This window comes from Natronoarchaeum philippinense, from assembly GCF_900215575.1.
Taxonomy (GTDB): Archaea; Halobacteriota; Halobacteria; order Halobacteriales; family Natronoarchaeaceae; genus Natronoarchaeum; species Natronoarchaeum philippinense.
Map to the genome: position 1 here is coordinate 65,689 of NZ_OBEJ01000002.1, position 16,711 is coordinate 82,399.

Annotated in this window: 18 protein-coding genes and 1 pseudogene; 8 read left to right on the top strand and 11 right to left on the bottom strand. The window is 65.0% G+C overall.

Annotated features, from left to right (window positions below; all coding sequences use genetic code 11):
• Positions 1-334 precede the first annotated feature (334 nt).
• Positions 335-1,102: pseudogene (locus CRO01_RS07020) on the top strand (metallophosphoesterase); the annotation flags it as partial.
• 76 nt (positions 1,103-1,178) lie between these two features.
• Positions 1,179-1,826: a phospholipase D family protein gene (locus CRO01_RS07025; protein ID WP_097008437.1), complete on the top strand. Its 648-nt coding sequence runs from the start codon at positions 1,179-1,181 to the stop codon at positions 1,824-1,826.
• Positions 1,827-1,972: 146 nt separating this feature from the next.
• Here the strand turns inward: CRO01_RS07025 and CRO01_RS07030 are convergent, their stop codons facing one another.
• The 3 genes from CRO01_RS07030 to CRO01_RS07040 all read right to left on the bottom strand — a co-directional run bounded on the left by CRO01_RS07030 (position 1,973) and on the right by CRO01_RS07040 (position 4,712).
• Complete coding sequence (locus CRO01_RS07030; protein WP_097008438.1) at positions 1,973-3,634, bottom strand: NosD domain-containing protein; 1,662 nt, start codon at positions 3,632-3,634, stop codon at positions 1,973-1,975.
• A 308-nt stretch (positions 3,635-3,942) separates the two neighbouring features.
• Positions 3,943-4,215, bottom strand: coding sequence for a hypothetical protein (locus CRO01_RS07035; RefSeq protein ID WP_097008439.1), 273 nt, complete (start codon positions 4,213-4,215; stop codon positions 3,943-3,945).
• 50 nt (positions 4,216-4,265) lie between these two features.
• Positions 4,266-4,712: a pyridoxamine 5'-phosphate oxidase family protein gene (locus CRO01_RS07040; RefSeq protein ID WP_097008440.1), complete on the bottom strand. Its 447-nt coding sequence runs from the start codon at positions 4,710-4,712 to the stop codon at positions 4,266-4,268.
• Between the two features lie 103 nt (positions 4,713-4,815).
• On the opposite strand from CRO01_RS07040, the gene CRO01_RS07045 reads away from it, so the two are divergent.
• A complete protein-coding gene (locus CRO01_RS07045; RefSeq protein WP_097008441.1) occupies positions 4,816-5,904 on the top strand; it encodes a DUF373 family protein in 1,089 nt (362 codons plus the stop codon).
• A 48-nt stretch (positions 5,905-5,952) separates the two neighbouring features.
• Complete coding sequence (locus CRO01_RS07050; protein ID WP_097008442.1) at positions 5,953-6,654, top strand: hypothetical protein; 702 nt, start codon at positions 5,953-5,955, stop codon at positions 6,652-6,654.
• A gap of 66 nt (positions 6,655-6,720) precedes the next feature.
• Here CRO01_RS07050 and CRO01_RS07055 read toward each other — a convergent pair whose 3' ends face one another.
• Positions 6,721-7,563: a polyprenyl synthetase family protein gene (locus tag CRO01_RS07055; RefSeq protein WP_097008443.1), complete on the bottom strand. Its 843-nt coding sequence runs from the start codon at positions 7,561-7,563 to the stop codon at positions 6,721-6,723.
• 169 nt (positions 7,564-7,732) lie between these two features.
• On the opposite strand from CRO01_RS07055, the gene CRO01_RS16580 reads away from it, so the two are divergent.
• Entirely contained in the window at positions 7,733-7,894 is a 162-nt protein-coding gene (locus CRO01_RS16580; RefSeq protein ID WP_179747423.1) for a hypothetical protein, read from the top strand.
• Between the two features lie 258 nt (positions 7,895-8,152).
• The gene (locus CRO01_RS07060; protein ID WP_097009147.1) at positions 8,153-8,764 is read left to right on the top strand and encodes a TIGR00296 family protein; all 612 of its coding nucleotides are present in this window, start codon (positions 8,153-8,155) and stop codon (positions 8,762-8,764) included.
• A gap of 9 nt (positions 8,765-8,773) precedes the next feature.
• Here CRO01_RS07060 and CRO01_RS07065 read toward each other — a convergent pair whose 3' ends face one another.
• Entirely contained in the window at positions 8,774-9,922 is a 1,149-nt protein-coding gene (locus tag CRO01_RS07065) for a nicotinate phosphoribosyltransferase (RefSeq protein ID WP_097008444.1), read from the bottom strand.
• Between the two features lie 98 nt (positions 9,923-10,020).
• Positions 10,021-11,673, bottom strand: a complete 1,653-nt coding sequence (locus tag CRO01_RS07070; RefSeq protein WP_097008445.1) for an Hvo_1808 family surface protein — start codon at positions 11,671-11,673, stop codon at positions 10,021-10,023.
• Between the two features lie 139 nt (positions 11,674-11,812).
• Between CRO01_RS07070 and CRO01_RS07075 the strand changes: the two genes are divergently transcribed.
• Complete coding sequence (locus CRO01_RS07075) at positions 11,813-11,950, top strand: CopG family transcriptional regulator (protein ID WP_097008446.1); 138 nt, start codon at positions 11,813-11,815, stop codon at positions 11,948-11,950.
• Here CRO01_RS07075 and CRO01_RS07080 read toward each other — a convergent pair.
• Together CRO01_RS07080 and CRO01_RS07085 are read right to left on the bottom strand one after the other, a co-directional pair.
• Positions 11,947-12,411: an NOB1 family endonuclease gene (locus CRO01_RS07080; protein WP_097008447.1), complete on the bottom strand. Its 465-nt coding sequence runs from the start codon at positions 12,409-12,411 to the stop codon at positions 11,947-11,949. The genes CRO01_RS07075 and CRO01_RS07080 overlap by 4 nt on opposite strands.
• Complete coding sequence (locus CRO01_RS07085; RefSeq protein WP_097008448.1) at positions 12,412-12,657, bottom strand: PRC-barrel domain-containing protein; 246 nt, start codon at positions 12,655-12,657, stop codon at positions 12,412-12,414.
• 133 nt (positions 12,658-12,790) lie between these two features.
• Between CRO01_RS07085 and CRO01_RS07090 the strand changes: the two genes are divergently transcribed.
• Entirely contained in the window at positions 12,791-13,363 is a 573-nt protein-coding gene (locus CRO01_RS07090; protein WP_097008449.1) for a cysteine hydrolase family protein, read from the top strand.
• 178 nt (positions 13,364-13,541) lie between these two features.
• Here the strand turns inward: CRO01_RS07090 and CRO01_RS07095 are convergent, their stop codons facing one another.
• The 3 genes from CRO01_RS07095 to CRO01_RS07105 all read right to left on the bottom strand — a co-directional run bounded on the left by CRO01_RS07095 (position 13,542) and on the right by CRO01_RS07105 (position 16,655).
• Positions 13,542-15,026 carry a tripartite tricarboxylate transporter permease gene (locus CRO01_RS07095; RefSeq protein ID WP_097009148.1) on the bottom strand — a complete coding sequence of 495 codons (1,485 nt, stop codon included), beginning with the start codon at positions 15,024-15,026 and terminating at the stop codon, positions 13,542-13,544.
• Positions 15,023-15,520, bottom strand: a complete 498-nt coding sequence (locus CRO01_RS07100; RefSeq protein WP_097008450.1) for a tripartite tricarboxylate transporter TctB family protein — start codon at positions 15,518-15,520, stop codon at positions 15,023-15,025. Before CRO01_RS07100 ends, CRO01_RS07095 begins: the two co-directional genes overlap by 4 nt.
• A 118-nt stretch (positions 15,521-15,638) precedes the next feature.
• Positions 15,639-16,655: a tripartite tricarboxylate transporter substrate binding protein gene (locus tag CRO01_RS07105; RefSeq protein WP_097008451.1), complete on the bottom strand. Its 1,017-nt coding sequence runs from the start codon at positions 16,653-16,655 to the stop codon at positions 15,639-15,641.
• Positions 16,656-16,711 lie beyond the last annotated feature (56 nt).

Sequence of the window (16,711 nt, forward strand, 5' to 3'; positions counted from 1 at the left end):
AAGCGCCGACGCGGGAGATGACTCGAAACCGTGCTAGACGCTGAGCCCCTGAAAAGTATATGAGCGGCAGGCCCTAATTCTCGATACTGATATTCTGGATGAGCGACGATCAGCACGGACCTGACAGGCGGTCCGACAGTCGAACGGAAGCGGACGAACGTGGACGAACGACACCGAAACGGCGAACACGTACCCGCGAGCAGCGGGCGGGTGATCGCTGAGGATGCCCGAACGAATCGTCGTCGCCGGCGACGCTCACCTCGGCGCCGACCACGCAGACGTGGCCGCGTTCACCGACTTCCTCGAATAGCAGTACAGAAACCGAGACAAAACTGACGCCGTGGTCTTGCTCGGCGACGTGTGGGACATGATTCGCCGCGACCCGTTCGGATCCGCTTGGGAGACGAGCGAGACGATAACCCGCCTTCGGCGTCTCGCCGACGAACTGCCGGTCTACTTCGTCTTCGGGAACCACGATACGCACCTCCGAAACCTCGATACGTCGCTGTACGACGTGGCGTTTCGAGACGAGGTCGTCCTCGATAGCGGCGACGCCAGCATTCGGTTCCGCCACGGCAAGGCGTTCGACCGACTCCAGTTCGACGCCCTCTCGAACAGTCTCTCCGGCCCGGGCGACCGCGGCGATATCGATCCCACTCGGGGCGCGAAGGATCCGATCGTCGCCAAAGGGCGATCGATCCTGCAAGCCCAGAAGCGCCGGCTCGAATCGGTGTACGAAACCATCGGGGGCGGCGACGAGCCGGACCACGTCACAGCGTCCGATGGCGGTGCCGAACCCGCCGATCCGACGTACCCCCGACGCGAGCGGCGAGCCCACACCTATCTGGAGCGAATTCCCGAGGACAAACTGATCTACGGGCACACCCACAGCCCGTACGTCCACCCTGACAACGTCGCGGCAAACCCCGGCTCGTGGAAGTCCACGGCGCCAGTTCACAACACGTATCTCGTGATCGAGGACGGCGACATCGAACTGTACCAGCACGACGCCGACGGGGCCGACGCTCCGATCGCCGCCGAGGCGTTCGACGACGGGCTGCTGGACGGCGAAGACGACACAGAGCAATCCTCTGTGGGTTGATTTCCGATCTAGCCTCTCGATTCTGGCTCGCTGTCGGGCGTGGTGATTTACCACCGCCGGCGACGTACGATACAACATGGTCGAGCAGGCGGTGTTCGACAACCGATTCACCGAACGGCTGGTCGTGGAGGCTGTCCGCCGGCTGTTCGACGCAGACGGGACCGTGTACCTCGCCACTGGGTATCTCACGTGGTCGGGCTATCTCGCCATCCGGGACAAAATTCTGGAATTTCTCGCACGGTCGCCCGACAACCGCGTCGTCATCGTCGTTTCGACGGGGGCGGATCAGTTCTCCCGTCTGGTAGCGACCGCACTCTGGAACCTCGATTTCGACGACCGAATCCGGCTGCTCACGTACCGCGACGGCTTCGTCCACCCGAAGCTGTACCTGCGCGACGGGCCCGACCCCGCACTCGTCATGGGCTCTGCCAATCTCACGTGGGACGGCCTCGGGAAGAACCTCGAACTGGCGTGGTATTACGAACCGGACGATCCGGCTGATCCGGTTTTCCAGTCGCATCTCGAATGGATGCTCCGCTTTGTCACCGCGTGCGATCGGGTCACGCCGGCCGATCTCAAGCGGTACGTCCGCCTGCGCAAAACGATCGACACGTGGACGTCCAAAGGCCGAATCAACCTCTCGACGATGCTGCGGAGAGCAGTTCCGTTCGGCCGTCGGAGTTCGTCGTTCGAGGCGCCGCTGTCGTTCGATGACGAGCAGTGAGGAGAAGTTACACGTCCGGACCGAGGCCGTCGGACGCCCGACGATGACGGCGTCTGGCGTCCGGCCGCAGACGGTGTCGTCCGCGCCCGCAGAGCCAGCACCGCAACGAGTCCTCGCGGGCGCTTCCGGACCGTGGCTCAGCGATCTTAGTCGTCTTGCTCGCCGTCAGCGCTCTCGGTACCGTCCGCGGGCGCTTGGAACCGGTTCTCGCTGTCGAGGATCGCCCGAATCTGCGCTTCGTACTCTTCGTCGGCCAGTGCCTCGACATCGTCGGCGAGGGGCTGTTCGTCGGCGGTCGGCGTCGCGTTCTCGGGGCCGTTTCCGGGTGCGTTGTTGTTGGTGTAGACGGTCCCGTTGATCTCGATCCGGTTGCCCTTGCCGCCGATGATCTGGACTGTTTCGTCGTTGCCCTTGGCGCTGTTGCCGGCGCCCTTGTTGAAGCAGGACTCGAACAGCCGGAAGCCGGTCTCGTCGTTGTTTTTGGCGGTGTTTTTCGAGACGACGTTTGCGTGAGCGTAGTCGAAGTCGAACCCTTCGTCGTCGTTTTTCTTGGCGAGGTTCCCCTTGATCAGGTTCTCGTCCGAGTCGATGAAGTCGAAGCCGTCCTCGCCGTTTTTCTTCGCAGTGTTGTTTTTCAAGGTGTTCGCGTGCGAGTTGTCCAGCTCGAACCCGTCGTCTCGGTTGTACTTGGCGACGTTCTCTTTGAGGTGGTTCTCGTCCGACTCTTCGATGTCGAACCCGTCGCCGTCTTCTTCGTCCCAACCGTTCTTGACGGCGATGTTCCCGACGAGCGTGTTCTCGTCCGCGCTATCCAAGTCGAACCCGTCGTCGCCGTTTTTCTTCGCTCGGTTGTCCTTGAGCGTGTTTTCGTTCGAGTCGTTCAGATCGAACCCGTCGTCGTCGTTCTTTTTCGCTCGGTTTTCGGTGAACTCGTTCCCCGGTGCATCCTCGAGAACGAAGCCGTTGTTACCGTTTTCTTTGGCGAGGTTGTCCTCGAACGCGTTCGCCTCGGAGCCACTGACGGCGAAGCCGTCCTCGAAGCTCCTGTACACGCGATTCCGAACGAAGGTGTTTTTGTCCGATCCCGTGGCGTGACGATCGAGGAAGACGCCGAGGCCGTTGTACACGCCGACGTTCTTTTTGAACGTGTTGTGGGCCGCGTCGAGCAGGTAGTAGCCGTAGACGTTCTTCGCCGCGATGTTTTTCTTGAGGGTGTTTTTGTGGGCTTTGAACACGTAGTAGCCGACGAGGTTGAACTTCGCCTTCGTGTTCTTGACGACGTTACCCGTGCTCCGATAGAGCGCGATGCCGGTCCAAAAGCCGACCACGGAGAGGTTCTTGACCGTGACGTTCGACGGGCCGTGACCTTTCTCTTTCTTCTTTTTCTTGGCCTTACCCTTCTTGGGCGGGCGCACCACGACGCCCGAGGTCCCCAGCGTGTAGGGGTCGCAGTCGGGGCGCTGGACGTTCTGGACGGGCAGCTGCGAGCCGAGGATGCTCCGGTTGTAGATCGTGTTCCCCTTCCCGTCGAGGGTCACGTCGTTCGCTTTGATCTCGATACAGGCCCGTCCGTGCTTGAGCTTGTGCGCGAGATCGTCTTTGAGGACGTAGTAGCCGGGTTCGGTGATCGTCGTCCCGCACTTGTCGATCACTTTTTTCTTTTTGTGCTTGTCTTTCTCACTGTTCTCGTCGTCGCCGGCGCTCACCGCACCGACGCCGGCGGCGAGCCCGCCGAGTGCGGCGCCCGCGCCGCCGAGATACGACCGTCGGGCGATGCTGTGATCGCCGCTGGTGCCATCATCGGACATTGCAACCTGAGCGTGACCGAAAACCCTCTTTGGAATGAGCTACCTGCACATTCTGTAGCTATTCTATAGGATGGCGTCCGGTTGGTTACCGACGGTGTACCGTGGCTTCGATTCGATTGGTTTCACTTCGTATTGTTGTGTTACCGGGTCGAATCGCCATCGGGGACCGTGTCGTTCGGAACAGGTGAGCCAGCAGCCCCAGCGCGGTGTCGACGCCGTCGTGTGATCGTTTGGACTGTCGACGGGGTAACGCGGGCCTAGAAATCGAGAGTTAGCCGCGTCCGTCCGAGCGCGCTAGTAACGTCGGGCTACAGAAACCGACGGACGCTCCAGTACATCCCCGACAGCAGATTTCGAAGCCACGCAACCGGAGACAGTCCGGCGTCGGGATCGCTCGCCGACTCGAAATCGGCGTCGAGCGTCGCCCGCTGAACGTGCCGGATCGCTCCCGTATGGACTCGCCGCCCGTCCGCGTCGGCGACCCGCAGCAGCGTCACGTCGTCCGGCACGCCGACGACTCGATAGATCCCAGCGTCGGCGTCGTCCTCGGTCGGTCGGTAGTGATCGCCGATGTCGACCATCTCTGGTGAGATTTCTGTCCGACCGGCAAAAACGTCGGGGCAGGTTCGGCTTACTGTTCTTGAAACTCCCGCCGTCCCGATAGTATCTCGGGATCGAGCATGAAATCCCGAAACGACACGTCCGACCGCGGCCGATCGAATATCTCGACGTTGGGAATCTCGACCGCCCACAGTCCTTGGACGCGCGTCGAATCGTACGGCGCATCTCCGAGGTCGTCGAGGCGGCCGGTTGCGACGACGCTATGCCAGCGACCGTCGACCCGGTCGTGGACGACGAAGGCGACCGGCTGGTCCAGAAACTCGGCCTTGGTGCCTTCGTCGGGTGCCGAGAGCCGGAAGTAAAACCGGCGTTCGTCGTCGTAGTAGCCGTACGACACCGGCACGGTAAACGGCGGATCGTCGTCTCCCGTCGCAAAGGAGATGACGCCGGTCCCCCCGTCGCCGAGGAACTCGTCGATGTCGTCGTCGGGAAGCTTCGTCCAGCGGAGCGCCTCCATGAGTGAGAGTACGAGAACCCAGTAGAAAAACGCCGGCCCCGATCCGGGCTCGTGCGTGGCGCTCGGGAAAAAGGTAAACCGAACGGCCGCGTAGCCCCGTCCGATGCTGCTGGTGCTGTGTGTCGACCTCGACGACGACTTGGGTCGGAAGACCCCGGTCGGATCGCCCGTGATCGGCGAGGAGCCGGTGCGGGAAGCCGCCGTCGCGCTGGCGACCGCCGATCCCGAAGACAGCGACGTGAACGTGCTGTTCAAGGGGCTGCATATCGCCGACCAGATCGACGACGAAACCGTCGAAGTCGCCGCAGTCACCGGCACCGACGGCAGCGACGTTGCGGCCAACCGCGAGGTCGGCGAGGAGGTCGACACCGTCTTGGCGAGCCTCTCGACCAGCGAGGAGGTCAGGGCGCTGGTCGTCACCGACGGCGCCCAAGACGAGAGCGTGATCCCGGTGATCCGATCGCGCGTGACTGTCGACGGCGTCCGGCGCGTCGTCGTCCGGCAGGCCCAGGATCTCGAGTCGATGTACTACACGATCAAGCAGGTGCTCAACGACCCCGAGACCCGCGGGACGTTGCTGGTGCCGATCGGCATCCTGTTGATGATGTACCCGCTGTCGGTGCTGGCGAGCTACTTCGAGCTGCCGGGGCTCGTTCTCGGGACGACCTCGGCGCTGCTGGGGCTGTATCTGCTCTCCCGCGGCTTGGGACTGAGCGAGTCGATCGACCGCTGGGCCGAGCAGGCCCGCCGCGGACTCTACGCCGGGCGCGCGACGTTGATCACGTACCTCGTCGCAAGCGTCCTGCTGGTGATCGGCGGCGTCAGCGGCGTCGAACAGTTAGAATCCGTCGAGTCCGCGCGGCCGGCCACGCTGGGCGCCGTCGAGGTTGCCGCGGCGCTGGTCTACGGCGCCATCCAGTGGTTCGCAGCCGCCGGGCTGACGACCAGCCTCGGCCAGATCACCGACGAGTACCTCGCGGATCGCCTGCGCTGGCGCTATCTCAACGCCCCCTTCTACGTGCTCTCGATCGCGGTCGTGCTGCACGCCGTCGGCGCGTACGTGCTCGGCGTCGCCGATATGTCCTATCTCGCGGCCGCGCTGACCGGCGGGACGCTGCTTGGCATCGCCAGCACGCTCACCTTCGCCATCGCCGAGTCGCGGTTCCCGCGGGACGCCGAAGTGGCGTCTTGATTTAGTCGGATCGAAAACATTTTCTCTGGATCCCAGTACCGTCCGACGATGACGATCTACGACCGCGACGAGCCCGACGACGTCGAGGTGATCGACCGCTGGACCGACGGCGTCGGCTGGGTCGCACACCCCGACGAGGATGGTCGCCGAGCGAGCCACGCGCTCCGCGGCGAGGACGGCGTCTGGCTGCTGGACCCGATCGACGCGCCGGGCGTCGACGACCTGATCGACGATCTGGGCGCGGTCGCGGGCGTGGCGACGCTCTCGGACTACCACGCACGCGACGCCGACGCCTTTGCCGCCCGGTACGGCGTCCCCGTCCACGTCCCCAGCGTGCTCGATCGCGCTCCCAACCGTATCGACACCGAGATCGAACGCTTCGAGGGTTCTCTCGGAAACTCGGGGTTCGAGGCGCTCGGCCACGCGCCGTTTCCGGGCTGGAGCGAGGCGTTTCTCCACCGACCGGCGGACGGCACGCTGTACGCGCCCGACGCGATGGCCGCCGAGAAGGGAACGCGCGTCGGCGACGAGCGAATCGCCCTCTATTTGCTACTGCGACTCGCTCCGCCCCGCGACCTGCTCGACGGCGTCGACCCCCAGCGCGTGCTGTTCGGCCACGGTGCTGGCGTCTTCGAGAATGCTGGGACTGCACTCGATCACGCGCTGGCGAACGCTCGTCGCAACTTCCCGCGGGCGTTCGTCACCGGTGGCTGGACCGAGCTCAAACTGGCTATGGCGGCGTTTCGGTAGCTCACGAACTGCGCTCGCGGCTCGCTACGCTCACCGCTCGCGTACTGCGTTCACGGTTCGCTACGCTCACCGTTCACGAACGACCACGAACTCGGCGAGATCCCGCAGGTACTCGCCGGCCTCGGTGTCTGCGGCGTCGGTCCGTTCGAGCGCCGCGAGCGCCCGGTCGGCTTCCTCGCGGGCCTTGGCGTTGGCTTCCTCGGTGGTGAGCTGGGTCACCTGCACGACCGAGGGCCGACCCATTTCGGCGTCTTGGCCGGTCGGTTTGCCCAGTTCGTCGGCGTCAGCGGTGGCGTCTAGCACGTCGTCGCGGATCTGGAAGGCGACGCCGACGCGCTCTGCGTACTCGCCGAAGGCCTCGACCGCGAAGGGGTCGGCATCGGCGGCGATGGCGCCGAGTTCGGCGGCCGCGCGGAACAATGCGCCCGTCTTCCGGCGCGCCAGCTGCATGTACTCGTCCTCGTTCGAGGGGATCGCAACCAGTTCGGTCGCCTCGCCTTCGCCGAGTTCGATCATCGCTTCGGTCGCGGCCTGCATGGCCCGTGGCTCCGAGGAAAACAGCTCGAACGCCTCGCCGAGCAGGCCGTCGCTGGCGATGATCGCCGGGCCGTAGCCGAAGGCGGTCCACGCGCTGTCGACGCCGCGGCGCACCTCCGATTGGTCGATCACGTCGTCGACGACCAGCGACGCGTTGTGTACCAGTTCGATGCCGACGCCGAAATCGACCGCGTCCTCGGCGTCGCCGCCCGCCGCCTCGCAGGCCAGCATCGTCACGATCGGCCGGACGCGCTTGCCCCCCGACAGCGCGACGTGACCGACCTCGTCGGCAAGCTCCGACGGCTCGACGCCCTCGATCACGGCTTCGAGCCGATCCTCGACGAGCGTCCGCCGGTGCTCCAGAAACTCCATTGGCGGCGGCTTAGGACCAGTCCGGCAAGTAGGTGACGGATCAACGCGGCGTCGCGGTGGGCGATTCCCCCGTGTGTCGGCTGTCGTGGGACTGGATCGATAGCCGCAAGCAACCTCCGGAAAGAATCGAGAAACATTTTGCGTCAATGAAAATGAATATCTACCGCCAATGGACGACTACATTACTGCGATTGCTGGCGTACAACTGACGCTCGTTGGTGAGGTGCTGCTTGGAACAAATTCATACTGGGGACTGTTCGGCGTGACCCTGATTTTCCTCGGCACGGTGATCGTCGGGACGGTCGCCTACGACGATCTTACATCGAGGTAGCGACCCGACGCGTACGGACGCCGAGTCTTCTCTCCGGTGACAGGTCTCACAGAGCCATCTCACTTGTGGAGGCTCGCCGTACAGCAGCTCCAGTCACCGACTATCCGTTTCAGCACCGGATACATAGTTTTGCTACGGTCTCAATAGCTTCGACCGCTTCGGTGCCCGAGATCCCTCGTAAATCGATGCCTACGACCGTGGTAGGGAGACACAAACTCAAGGAAAGGGTTGAAGGTGATGAACCACGTGTTCGTGTATATGTCCGAGGTACAGAGCGTCACCCTCTCTTACGAGGATGGCGCACGGGCTGTCGAGCTTGCCCGTGAGGCCGTCGAATCGTACGTTCAGAACGGGTCCCGAGAACAACCAGGTAGCATGCGGGAGGCGTTCTACGAGCGCACAGGCGCCTATGTACGCCTCCAGTCCACACGAGGCCGCGGCAGCCTGCGCGGCTGTGCGGGCAACCATCAGGGCGGCGACCAACTCGGCCACGTCATCGTCGACGCCGCGATCCGGGCGGCAAGCGATGATTCCTGTGGTTCGGAGGTACGACCGGCCGAGCTGTCGAACATCACGGTCTCGGTCTGTGCGGTGACGAACCTCCTTCTGACGGACGATCCGATCGAAGACATCGAACTTGGCCGCCACGGCGTCGTCGTCGATGCCGGCAACGAGACGGGCTGGCTCTACCCGACGGTGCCCGTCGAGAACAACTGGTCCGCCGAGGAGTATCTGGGCCGAACCTGCCGCAAGGCGGGACTGCCGCCGCAGGCGTGGCAGCGCGAGGATGTCATGGTCACGCTGTTCGAGGGCCAGACGTTCCGCGAGCGCGAGCCGGAAGGCAGCGTCGAGCAGTTGAAGCTCGACTAGGACTCGACGTTACTCGAACTCGACGGCCTCTACGTCCGCTCGGAGCCGCGCCGCCGCGGCGTCGAGACCAAATTCTCGGACGATCTCTCCATCGCGTACCAGCGGCTCGAACAGTTTTTCCGCACCCTCTGGAGCCTCACGGTCGGCCAACCCGACGTGGTGTCCGCCGTCGGGCGTCCGATACACGTCTTTGACGCCCGAGAGCTTCCCGCGCTTGGAGATTGACTCGCCCTCGATCGAGACGATATCGAGCGCGAAGTCCAGCGGATCGGCGTTTGTCACGTAGCTCCCGACGCCGAAGCCGTCGACGACATCGCGCAACTCGATCATGGCGTCGGGCGTGATGCCGCCGCTGACGAAGATGTCGACGTCCTCGCGTCCGATGGCGTCTAGCTCCCAGCGCACCTCGCGGACGATGTGGCGAAAGTCGCCGCGGCGCGAGCCCGTCGTGTCGATGCGGACGCTGTCGAGGTCGTCGCCCAGCTCCGCGGCGGCCCGGAGCGTCTCGTCGACCTCGTCGGTGAACGTGTCACAGAGCGCGACGCGGGGCACGTCGGCGTCGACGGCGTCGTCGAATGCTCGCCACGCGGCTTCCTGCTCGCCTTTTCCGAAGACCAGCATGAGCGCGTGGGGCATCGTCCCGCCGGCCTCTCGGCCCAGCACCTCGCCTGCAGCGACGTGAGAGATCCCGTCCATGCCCGCGAGGAGACCGGCGCGTTCGACCAGCGGCGTGATCGCGGGGTGGACGTGCCGAGCGCCGAACGAGAGTACCTGTGAGTCGGGGGCAGCGCGTCGCGCCGACAGCGCCCGCGTTGCGAACGCGCTCGCCTGCGAGAGAAAGCCAAGCAGCGAGGTTTCGAGGCGCGCGAACTCCAGATACGGTCCCTCGATACGCATTACCGGGCCGCCGTCGAACAGCCGGCCTTCGGGGATCGCGTCGACATCCACGGCGCGGCCCTCGAGCAGGTGCGCGACGTCTTTGACCCCCGCGAGAACGTCGAACTCGCCGGTCGGGAACTGATCGACCGTCACCTCGGCGACGACGCGGGGGTTCTCGCCGGCGTACTCGAGCGTGCGCTCGGTCCGCTGGAAGTACGCGTCGGTCGCGGTCCCCTCCCTGATCGCCTCGTCGGACACCGTATCGAATGGGCCGCTCATACCCCAGCGTTGCGCGAGGCCGGGGAAAAACTATCCGTTCGCCGCCGCGGCGTCCCGATCGTGCTGTGACGCCGGTACCGAAGTGGATATCCAACCGCTTAGCGATCCGAACTTCGGCGTCGCGCAGCGATCAGGGCAACACCGACGAGCGCCGCCGTTGCCGCCGCGGCGTCGAAGCCGGGGATCGGATCCTGTTCGTCGGCCGCGGTCACGTCGGAATCGCCTTCTGGCGCCGCGTCGGGATCGAGTTGGCGCAGCTGATCGACCGTCGGCGCGTGGACGATCCGGACGACGCTCCCGTCGAGCTGGACGGAGTAGGCGTCCTCGAACCGGCCGTCGAGTTCGTACGTGTCGGCCAGTCCGTCGACCGCCTCGGCGTCGTAGTATCGCAACAGGTCGCCGTAGTCGCTGGCGAACTCCTCGGCCTCACTCGGCGATTCCCAAGCGATCTGCCAGACGTAGCCCGTCTCGTTGTCGGCGTTCCGGTAGGGCGTGAGCCGATCGCCGTTCCAGCCGGCCGACGGCGGCGCCGAGTAGTCGTAGGGATCGAGCGATCCGGCGCCGCCCTCGAAGAACTCCCCGCGGCCGATAAACGGCGCCTCGCCCTGCGACTGGAACGTCGGCGCGGCGAACATGGTAAACAGCGCGGGCTCGCCGGCGACGCCGTAGTCAGACCGGCCGGCGATGTCGATGCGCTCCCACGCGTCGGTGCTTTCGTTGGGCGCGGTCAGGTTCGCAGTTCGCTCGTCGGGGTATCGCTCGGGGTACAGCACCTCCTGGCTCGTGTCGGGCACGCGCTCGTAGGCCCGATCGACCGCGCTCCAGTTCCCAGTGGTCTGTTGGAGGTGAGCCACGAACGCGGGACCGTCGCTGTAGGGCTGGTAGGAAAGCAGGTACAGCGGGAGGTTCGCCAGATCGCCGCCGGAGGGGCCTTCGCTTTCTTCAGTACGGCAGGTCCCCGACCAGACGCCCCCGCAGGCCTGCCGGTAGATCGACTCGACGTAGCTCGCGTCGCCTTCGATCAGACCGTTTTCGGCGTTGGCGCCGTCGATGGTGGTGGCGTTGAACCGCGTGAGATCGAACTGCTGGTCTTGGAGAGCGTGGACGAGTTCGTGGGCGAGGACGGGCTCGGAGAACTGGACGGCGTCGGGGTCGTCCGAGACGACGACGAGGTTGTCGGTCGTGGGCTCGTAGTAGCCGCCGACGCCGGCGCCGAGGTTCTCCCGCTGGACCTCGACGGCGTCCTCGTCGGCGCCGACGAGCATCAGGGCCTCGTAGGTCACGTTCTCGAACTGGCGCAGATTCTCAGTGACGTTACCAAAGACCGACGCGTTCCGGAACTCGGCGCGGGTCCTGATCTCGACGCCGACATCCGTCTCGAACTCCAGACAGCGGATGGCCTCGACGCGCGCTTGCGTGCGCGATACCAGCGCGTCGAGTTCCGTCTCGTTGAGGCCGTCGGAGTCATCGACCGCGACCGACTCGTTGTACCAGTAGCCTTCCGACCAGCCAAGTACGTCCTCGGCCGGGTCAGTGTGGTTTCCGGGCGGTTGGACGGCACAGTTCCCGATCGGACTGGACTGCTGGAGGGCGGGCGACGCCGGGGCGGCGACGGTCCCATCGGGCATCGGTGTCGCACCGGGGGTGACCTCGCTCGACACCGGCGTCGCTGCGGGTGCGGCAGTAACCGGAGCAACGACGCCCGAGAGGACGAACAGGAACGCCGCGCCGACGGCAACAAGCGGGCGCATGGGTGGGATGACGTGACAGTCACACAAAAAGAGTCGCATTCACCGCGGCGTCGAGACGCCGTGCCCGCCCAGCGAGCTGTTCGAAGTCTGACGGCCGTCTGACTGAGCTTTTTGCCCCGATGGTGTGTACGTTCCTGTCATGGCACGGCAGTACTGCGTCGTCTGCGACGACGACATCGGGGACCGGGTCGACGCGATCGCCCGGGAGTACGAGCTGACCGAACAGGAGGTCATCCGGCAGCTGCTCCGACAGGCGCTCGCGGACTCGGACGATTAGGCGTTCGAGGGGTTTTTGCGGGACAGCGAACTGCCACAGATCGGACAGCGGTCGCGGTTCTCGTCGAACTCGCGGCCACAGCCCTGACACTGGAATCGCCAGTCGCGCTGCTCGTCGATCCCATCGCGGGCGATCACCTCGACGGTGACGTTGAGCTTGTCGGCGACGTTTTGCATGGCGTAGTCGTCGGTGACGAGCGTGCCGTCTAGCTCGAACGTCGCGGCGACGAGCCTGATGTCAGTCGTCGAGAGCTCGTCGAAATCCCCGCTCTCGCGAGCGGCGCGCTCGACCGTCTCGACGGTTTCCTCGCCGGGGATGTGGATGTGCATCCCGGACCCTTCCATGGCGTCGTACCGGTAGGCGCTCTCGTCTTCGAGCTCCTCGCGGACCATGGGGATGGTTGCGATGTCCTCGTCGGTGTGATACTCGTTGATAAAAGCGGAGGAGTCGAGAACGTACATTTAGCGGCTGACGACGATGTAGTCTTTGACCGCCTGCACGGCCTCAACGGGAACTCGGTAGCGCCCCGCTTTGTCGGTGTCGAGGTTCACGTTTCGCTGGACGCTTTCCTCGTCCGGTTCGATCAGGACCTCGTCGAGTTCGCCGCTCTTGAGATCCATCGTGATGTTGTACAGCATTCCGAGTTCGGTGCCGTCGCTTCCCATGACGGCCTTCCCCGAGAGGTTCTCGGCGAGTATGTCGGACATACTCACCCGTTTTTGCCTACTGTACTATAAACTCCACGGGCGCATGCGTCGTGGCCCCCCGCCGTAGTTTCCCGCGGCTGGATGCCGAAACTCCCCCGCGAAACTTTTGCCGTGCCGTGCGCTACCGTCGGGTATGAAACTCGATCCCGAGCGCACTGCGGTCGTCGTCGTCGACATGCAAAACGGGTTCGCCCACCCCGACGGCAGCCTCTACGCCCCCGGTAGCGAGACCGCGATCGAGCCGATCGCGGAACTGGTCGACCGAGCGCGGGAAGCCGGCGCACGCGTCGTCTACACGCGCGACGTACACCCACCCGAGCAGTTCGAGGGGAACCACTACTACGACGAGTTCGAGCGCTGGGGCGAGCACGTCGTCGAGGGGACGTGGGAAACCGAGTTCGTCGACGGCCTCGACGTGCGCGAGGAGGATCTGATCGTCGAGAAACACACCTACGACGCCTTCCACCAAACCCAACTCGACGGCTGGCTCAGCGCGCGCGGCATCGACGACCTCGTACTCTGTGGCACGCTGGCGAACGTCTGCGTGCTCCACACCGGCGGGAGCGCCGGCCTGCGGGACTATCGCCCCCTGCTGGTCGAGGACGCCATCGGCGCCATCGAGGACGAGCACAAGGAGTACGCCTTGGAGCACGCCGACTGGCTGTTCGGAGAGGTCGTCGACCGCGAGGACATCGAGTTCGCCTGACGACAGTCACCGTTGCTCTCTTTCGACGCGAACTCGCTCCCCGTCCTCGAATGACGCTTCTGGACAGATCAACTTCGCGCAGGACTCGTTCGAGCAGACGCCACGATGGGATCGGTTGCGACGCCGCAACCGGTGTCGGCTGCGACGCCGTAGCACCGACCGGGACGCCGCTGTGGGGTCAGTCCGACCGAGCGTACTCCGCCAAGAACGGCGCGAACAGCGAGATGATAGAGAGTACGAGGATCGCCGCCGCGATCGGGCTGGTGTAGATGATGTCCCACGACCCGCCGGACAGTTCGAGCGACCGCCGGAGATTCGACTCGGCGATCGGCCCTAGGATCAGCCCGAGCACCATCGGCGCCAGCGGGTACCCGTCGATCCGAAGCAAGTAGCCCAGACCGCCGGCGGCGACCATCGCCCAGACATCAAAGATCCCCCCACGGAGCGCGAACGAACCGACGACGCAGAGGACGAAGATCACCGGCCAGAGGTACTTCGCCGGGAAGTTGATCAGCCGCACCCACAGGTGCGCCCCGAGCAACCCGGCGATCAGGATGACCACGTACACGACAAAGAACCCGATGAAGATCGAGTACACGAGCGCGGTGTTGGTCTCGAACAACCCGGGGCCGGGACGGATGCCGTGAACCATCAGGGCGCCGATGAGGATTGCCGTCACTGAGTCGCCGGGGATACCGAGAGTCAACGTCGGGACGAGCGCGCCGGCGGTGCTGGCGTTGTTTCCTGACTCGGCTGCCGCTACCCCGCGGACGTTGCCCTCGCCAAACGGCGGGTCAGCGTCGCCGGACCAGCGTTTGGCCTCGTTGTAGGTGACGAACGCGGCGATGTCGCCGCCTGCGCCGGGAATCGCGCCGATGAGCGACCCCGCGAGACTCGACCCGAGCGTGACGCCGCGGATCTCTCGCAAGTCGCTGAGCCCGGGCGTGATACCGGAGATCCGCTGCGTGACGTCGACGACGCCGATCCCCTCGCGATAGCGGTTCAGCCCCTCCGCGAGTCCGAACAGGCCGATCATCACCGCGATGAACTGGACGCCAGCGGCCAGTTCGGTGACGCCGAACGTGAACCGCGGGAAGCCGGTGTTCGGATCCAGTCCGATCGTGGCAATCAGCATGCCGAGAAGCCCCGAGATCATCCCCTTGAGGATCGAGTCGCCGCTGACGCTGGCGATGATCGTCAGCCCGAAGAAGGCCAGTGCGAAGTACTCGGGCGACCCGAACGCCAGCGCGACCTGTGCGATCTGTGGCGAGAGGAACGTGATCAGCACGACGCTGATCGCGCCGCCGACGAACGAAGCGACGGTGGCGATCCCGATGGCGCTGCCCGCCTCGCCGCGTTGAGAGAGCGGGAAGCCGTCGAAAATCGTCGCCGCGGCGCTGGGCGTCCCCGGCGTTCGGATCAGAATCGCCGGGATCGAGCCGGCGTACAGCGCGCCGCCGTAGATGCCAAGCAGCAGCATCATCCCCTCGGTCGGGCTCATCCCGAACGTGAACGAAACCAGCACCGCGACAGTCATCGTCGCGGTCATTCCCGGGATTGACCCCATTACGATGCCGATGAACACCCCGACGACGATGAGCGTGAGGGCGAACGGCTGGAAGACGAGCGCCGCGCCGTCGAGCAGGCCACCGAGGACGCTCACGGCGACCACCCCACGACGCTAGGGAGGAACGGGCGTACCGGAACGAACACGCCCTCCGGGAGCGGGACGCGCAAGAACACGATGAACGTGTAGTACAGCGCGAGCGTCACGCCGACTGCGACGACCACCGCGCGGGGTAGCGACCCGACGCCAGAGTACCACATCGCCGCCAGCAGGAAGGCGATCGTTGCCGGGACGAAGCCGATCCAAGGTAGCGCCAGCACGTAGGCGACGACGAGGCCGAACACGGCGAACACCTGCACCGCCACTTCGTGGGTGATCTCGTAGGAGCGAACGCGCGAGACGTACAGTCGCTTGCCGAGCTGTGCGAGAGCGAACGCAGCGATCAGGACGGAGATCACCCGCGGGAAGAATGCCGGGCCGGTGATGCCGGGGCCGCGGGGAAAGTCGCCGCTGACGACGAACACGCCCGCAGAGAGCGCGAGCAGCAGTACTGAACTGATCTTGTCAGTGTGTCCGATTTCGACTGGCATCGTCACCTCTCGTTCGGTCCGCCGATCGGTCGGCGGCGATCATCGCTGTTCGACCGCAGCTGGTCGCCTCGCGTCTGCGGCGACGGCGGCCGCGGTGGACGGTGCTCGACGGACGGGATCACCCGCCGAGACCCAGTTCGCTGATCAGCTGTCCGAACCGCTCGTACTCGCTGTCCATGAACTGCTCGAACTCTTGGGTATCCCGGTAGACCATCCCGAACCCGTTGTCCTGCATGAACTGCTGGAACTCGTTGGATTCGTAGACCGAGCGGTAGGAGTCGTGGAGTTGCCCGACGATCGCCTCGTCGACCCCAGTCGGGACGCCGATAGCCCGCCAAGCGCCCATCGAGAAGTCGTATCCCGACTCCTGAAGCGTCGGAACGTCCGGGAACAGCGGGTGGCGCTCCTCACCGAAGAACGCCAGCATCTCCAGCGGACCGTCTTGGACCTGCGGGGCCACTTCCGCCGCGCTGGAGGTGGTGGCCTCGACCTCGCCAGAGAGCACCGCTTCGGTCGCCGGCGCCGCGCCGTCGTAGCCGATGTGATCGAGTTCGATCCCGGCCTCGCGGGCGAACCCGGCGGCTGATAGGTGCCAGATCGCTCCCTGCCCCGAGTTCGACACCCTGATCTCGCCGGGGTTGTTTTCGGCGTAGGTGACGAACTCCTCGAGCGTGCCGTAGGGCGCGTCTTGGTGGACCGTCAGCGACGCCGGATCGAAGTTGTACTGCATCACGCCGGCGACATCGTCGGGACTGATGTCGGCGACTCCGAGATGGTCGATCGTGCAGATTTCGACCGTCAGGACCCCCACGGTGTGCCCGTCTGGCTCGGCGTTCGAAATGGCGTTGAACCCGACGCTCCCCGAGCCACCGGTCTGGTTGGTGACGAACGCCGAGGCGTCGAGTTCGTCCTGCACCATGTCGGCCAGCGCTCGCGCGGTGCGGTCGGTGCCGCCGCCTTCTGCCCACGGGCAGATCATTTCGATGTCCTGAGACGGGAACGACTCGGGATCGCCACCACCACCGCCGCCGTCGTCGGGCGTGAGCTGATCGGTGCAGCCGGCTAGTCCGACGAGAGCCCCCCCGCCGGCCGCCTGCAGAACTGTCCGTCTGTCGAACCGCTTGCGGTCAGTCATCTGTCTCCCCCATGACTAGCATCGTGGATTATAGCTATTAATTGTTATAGTGTTCC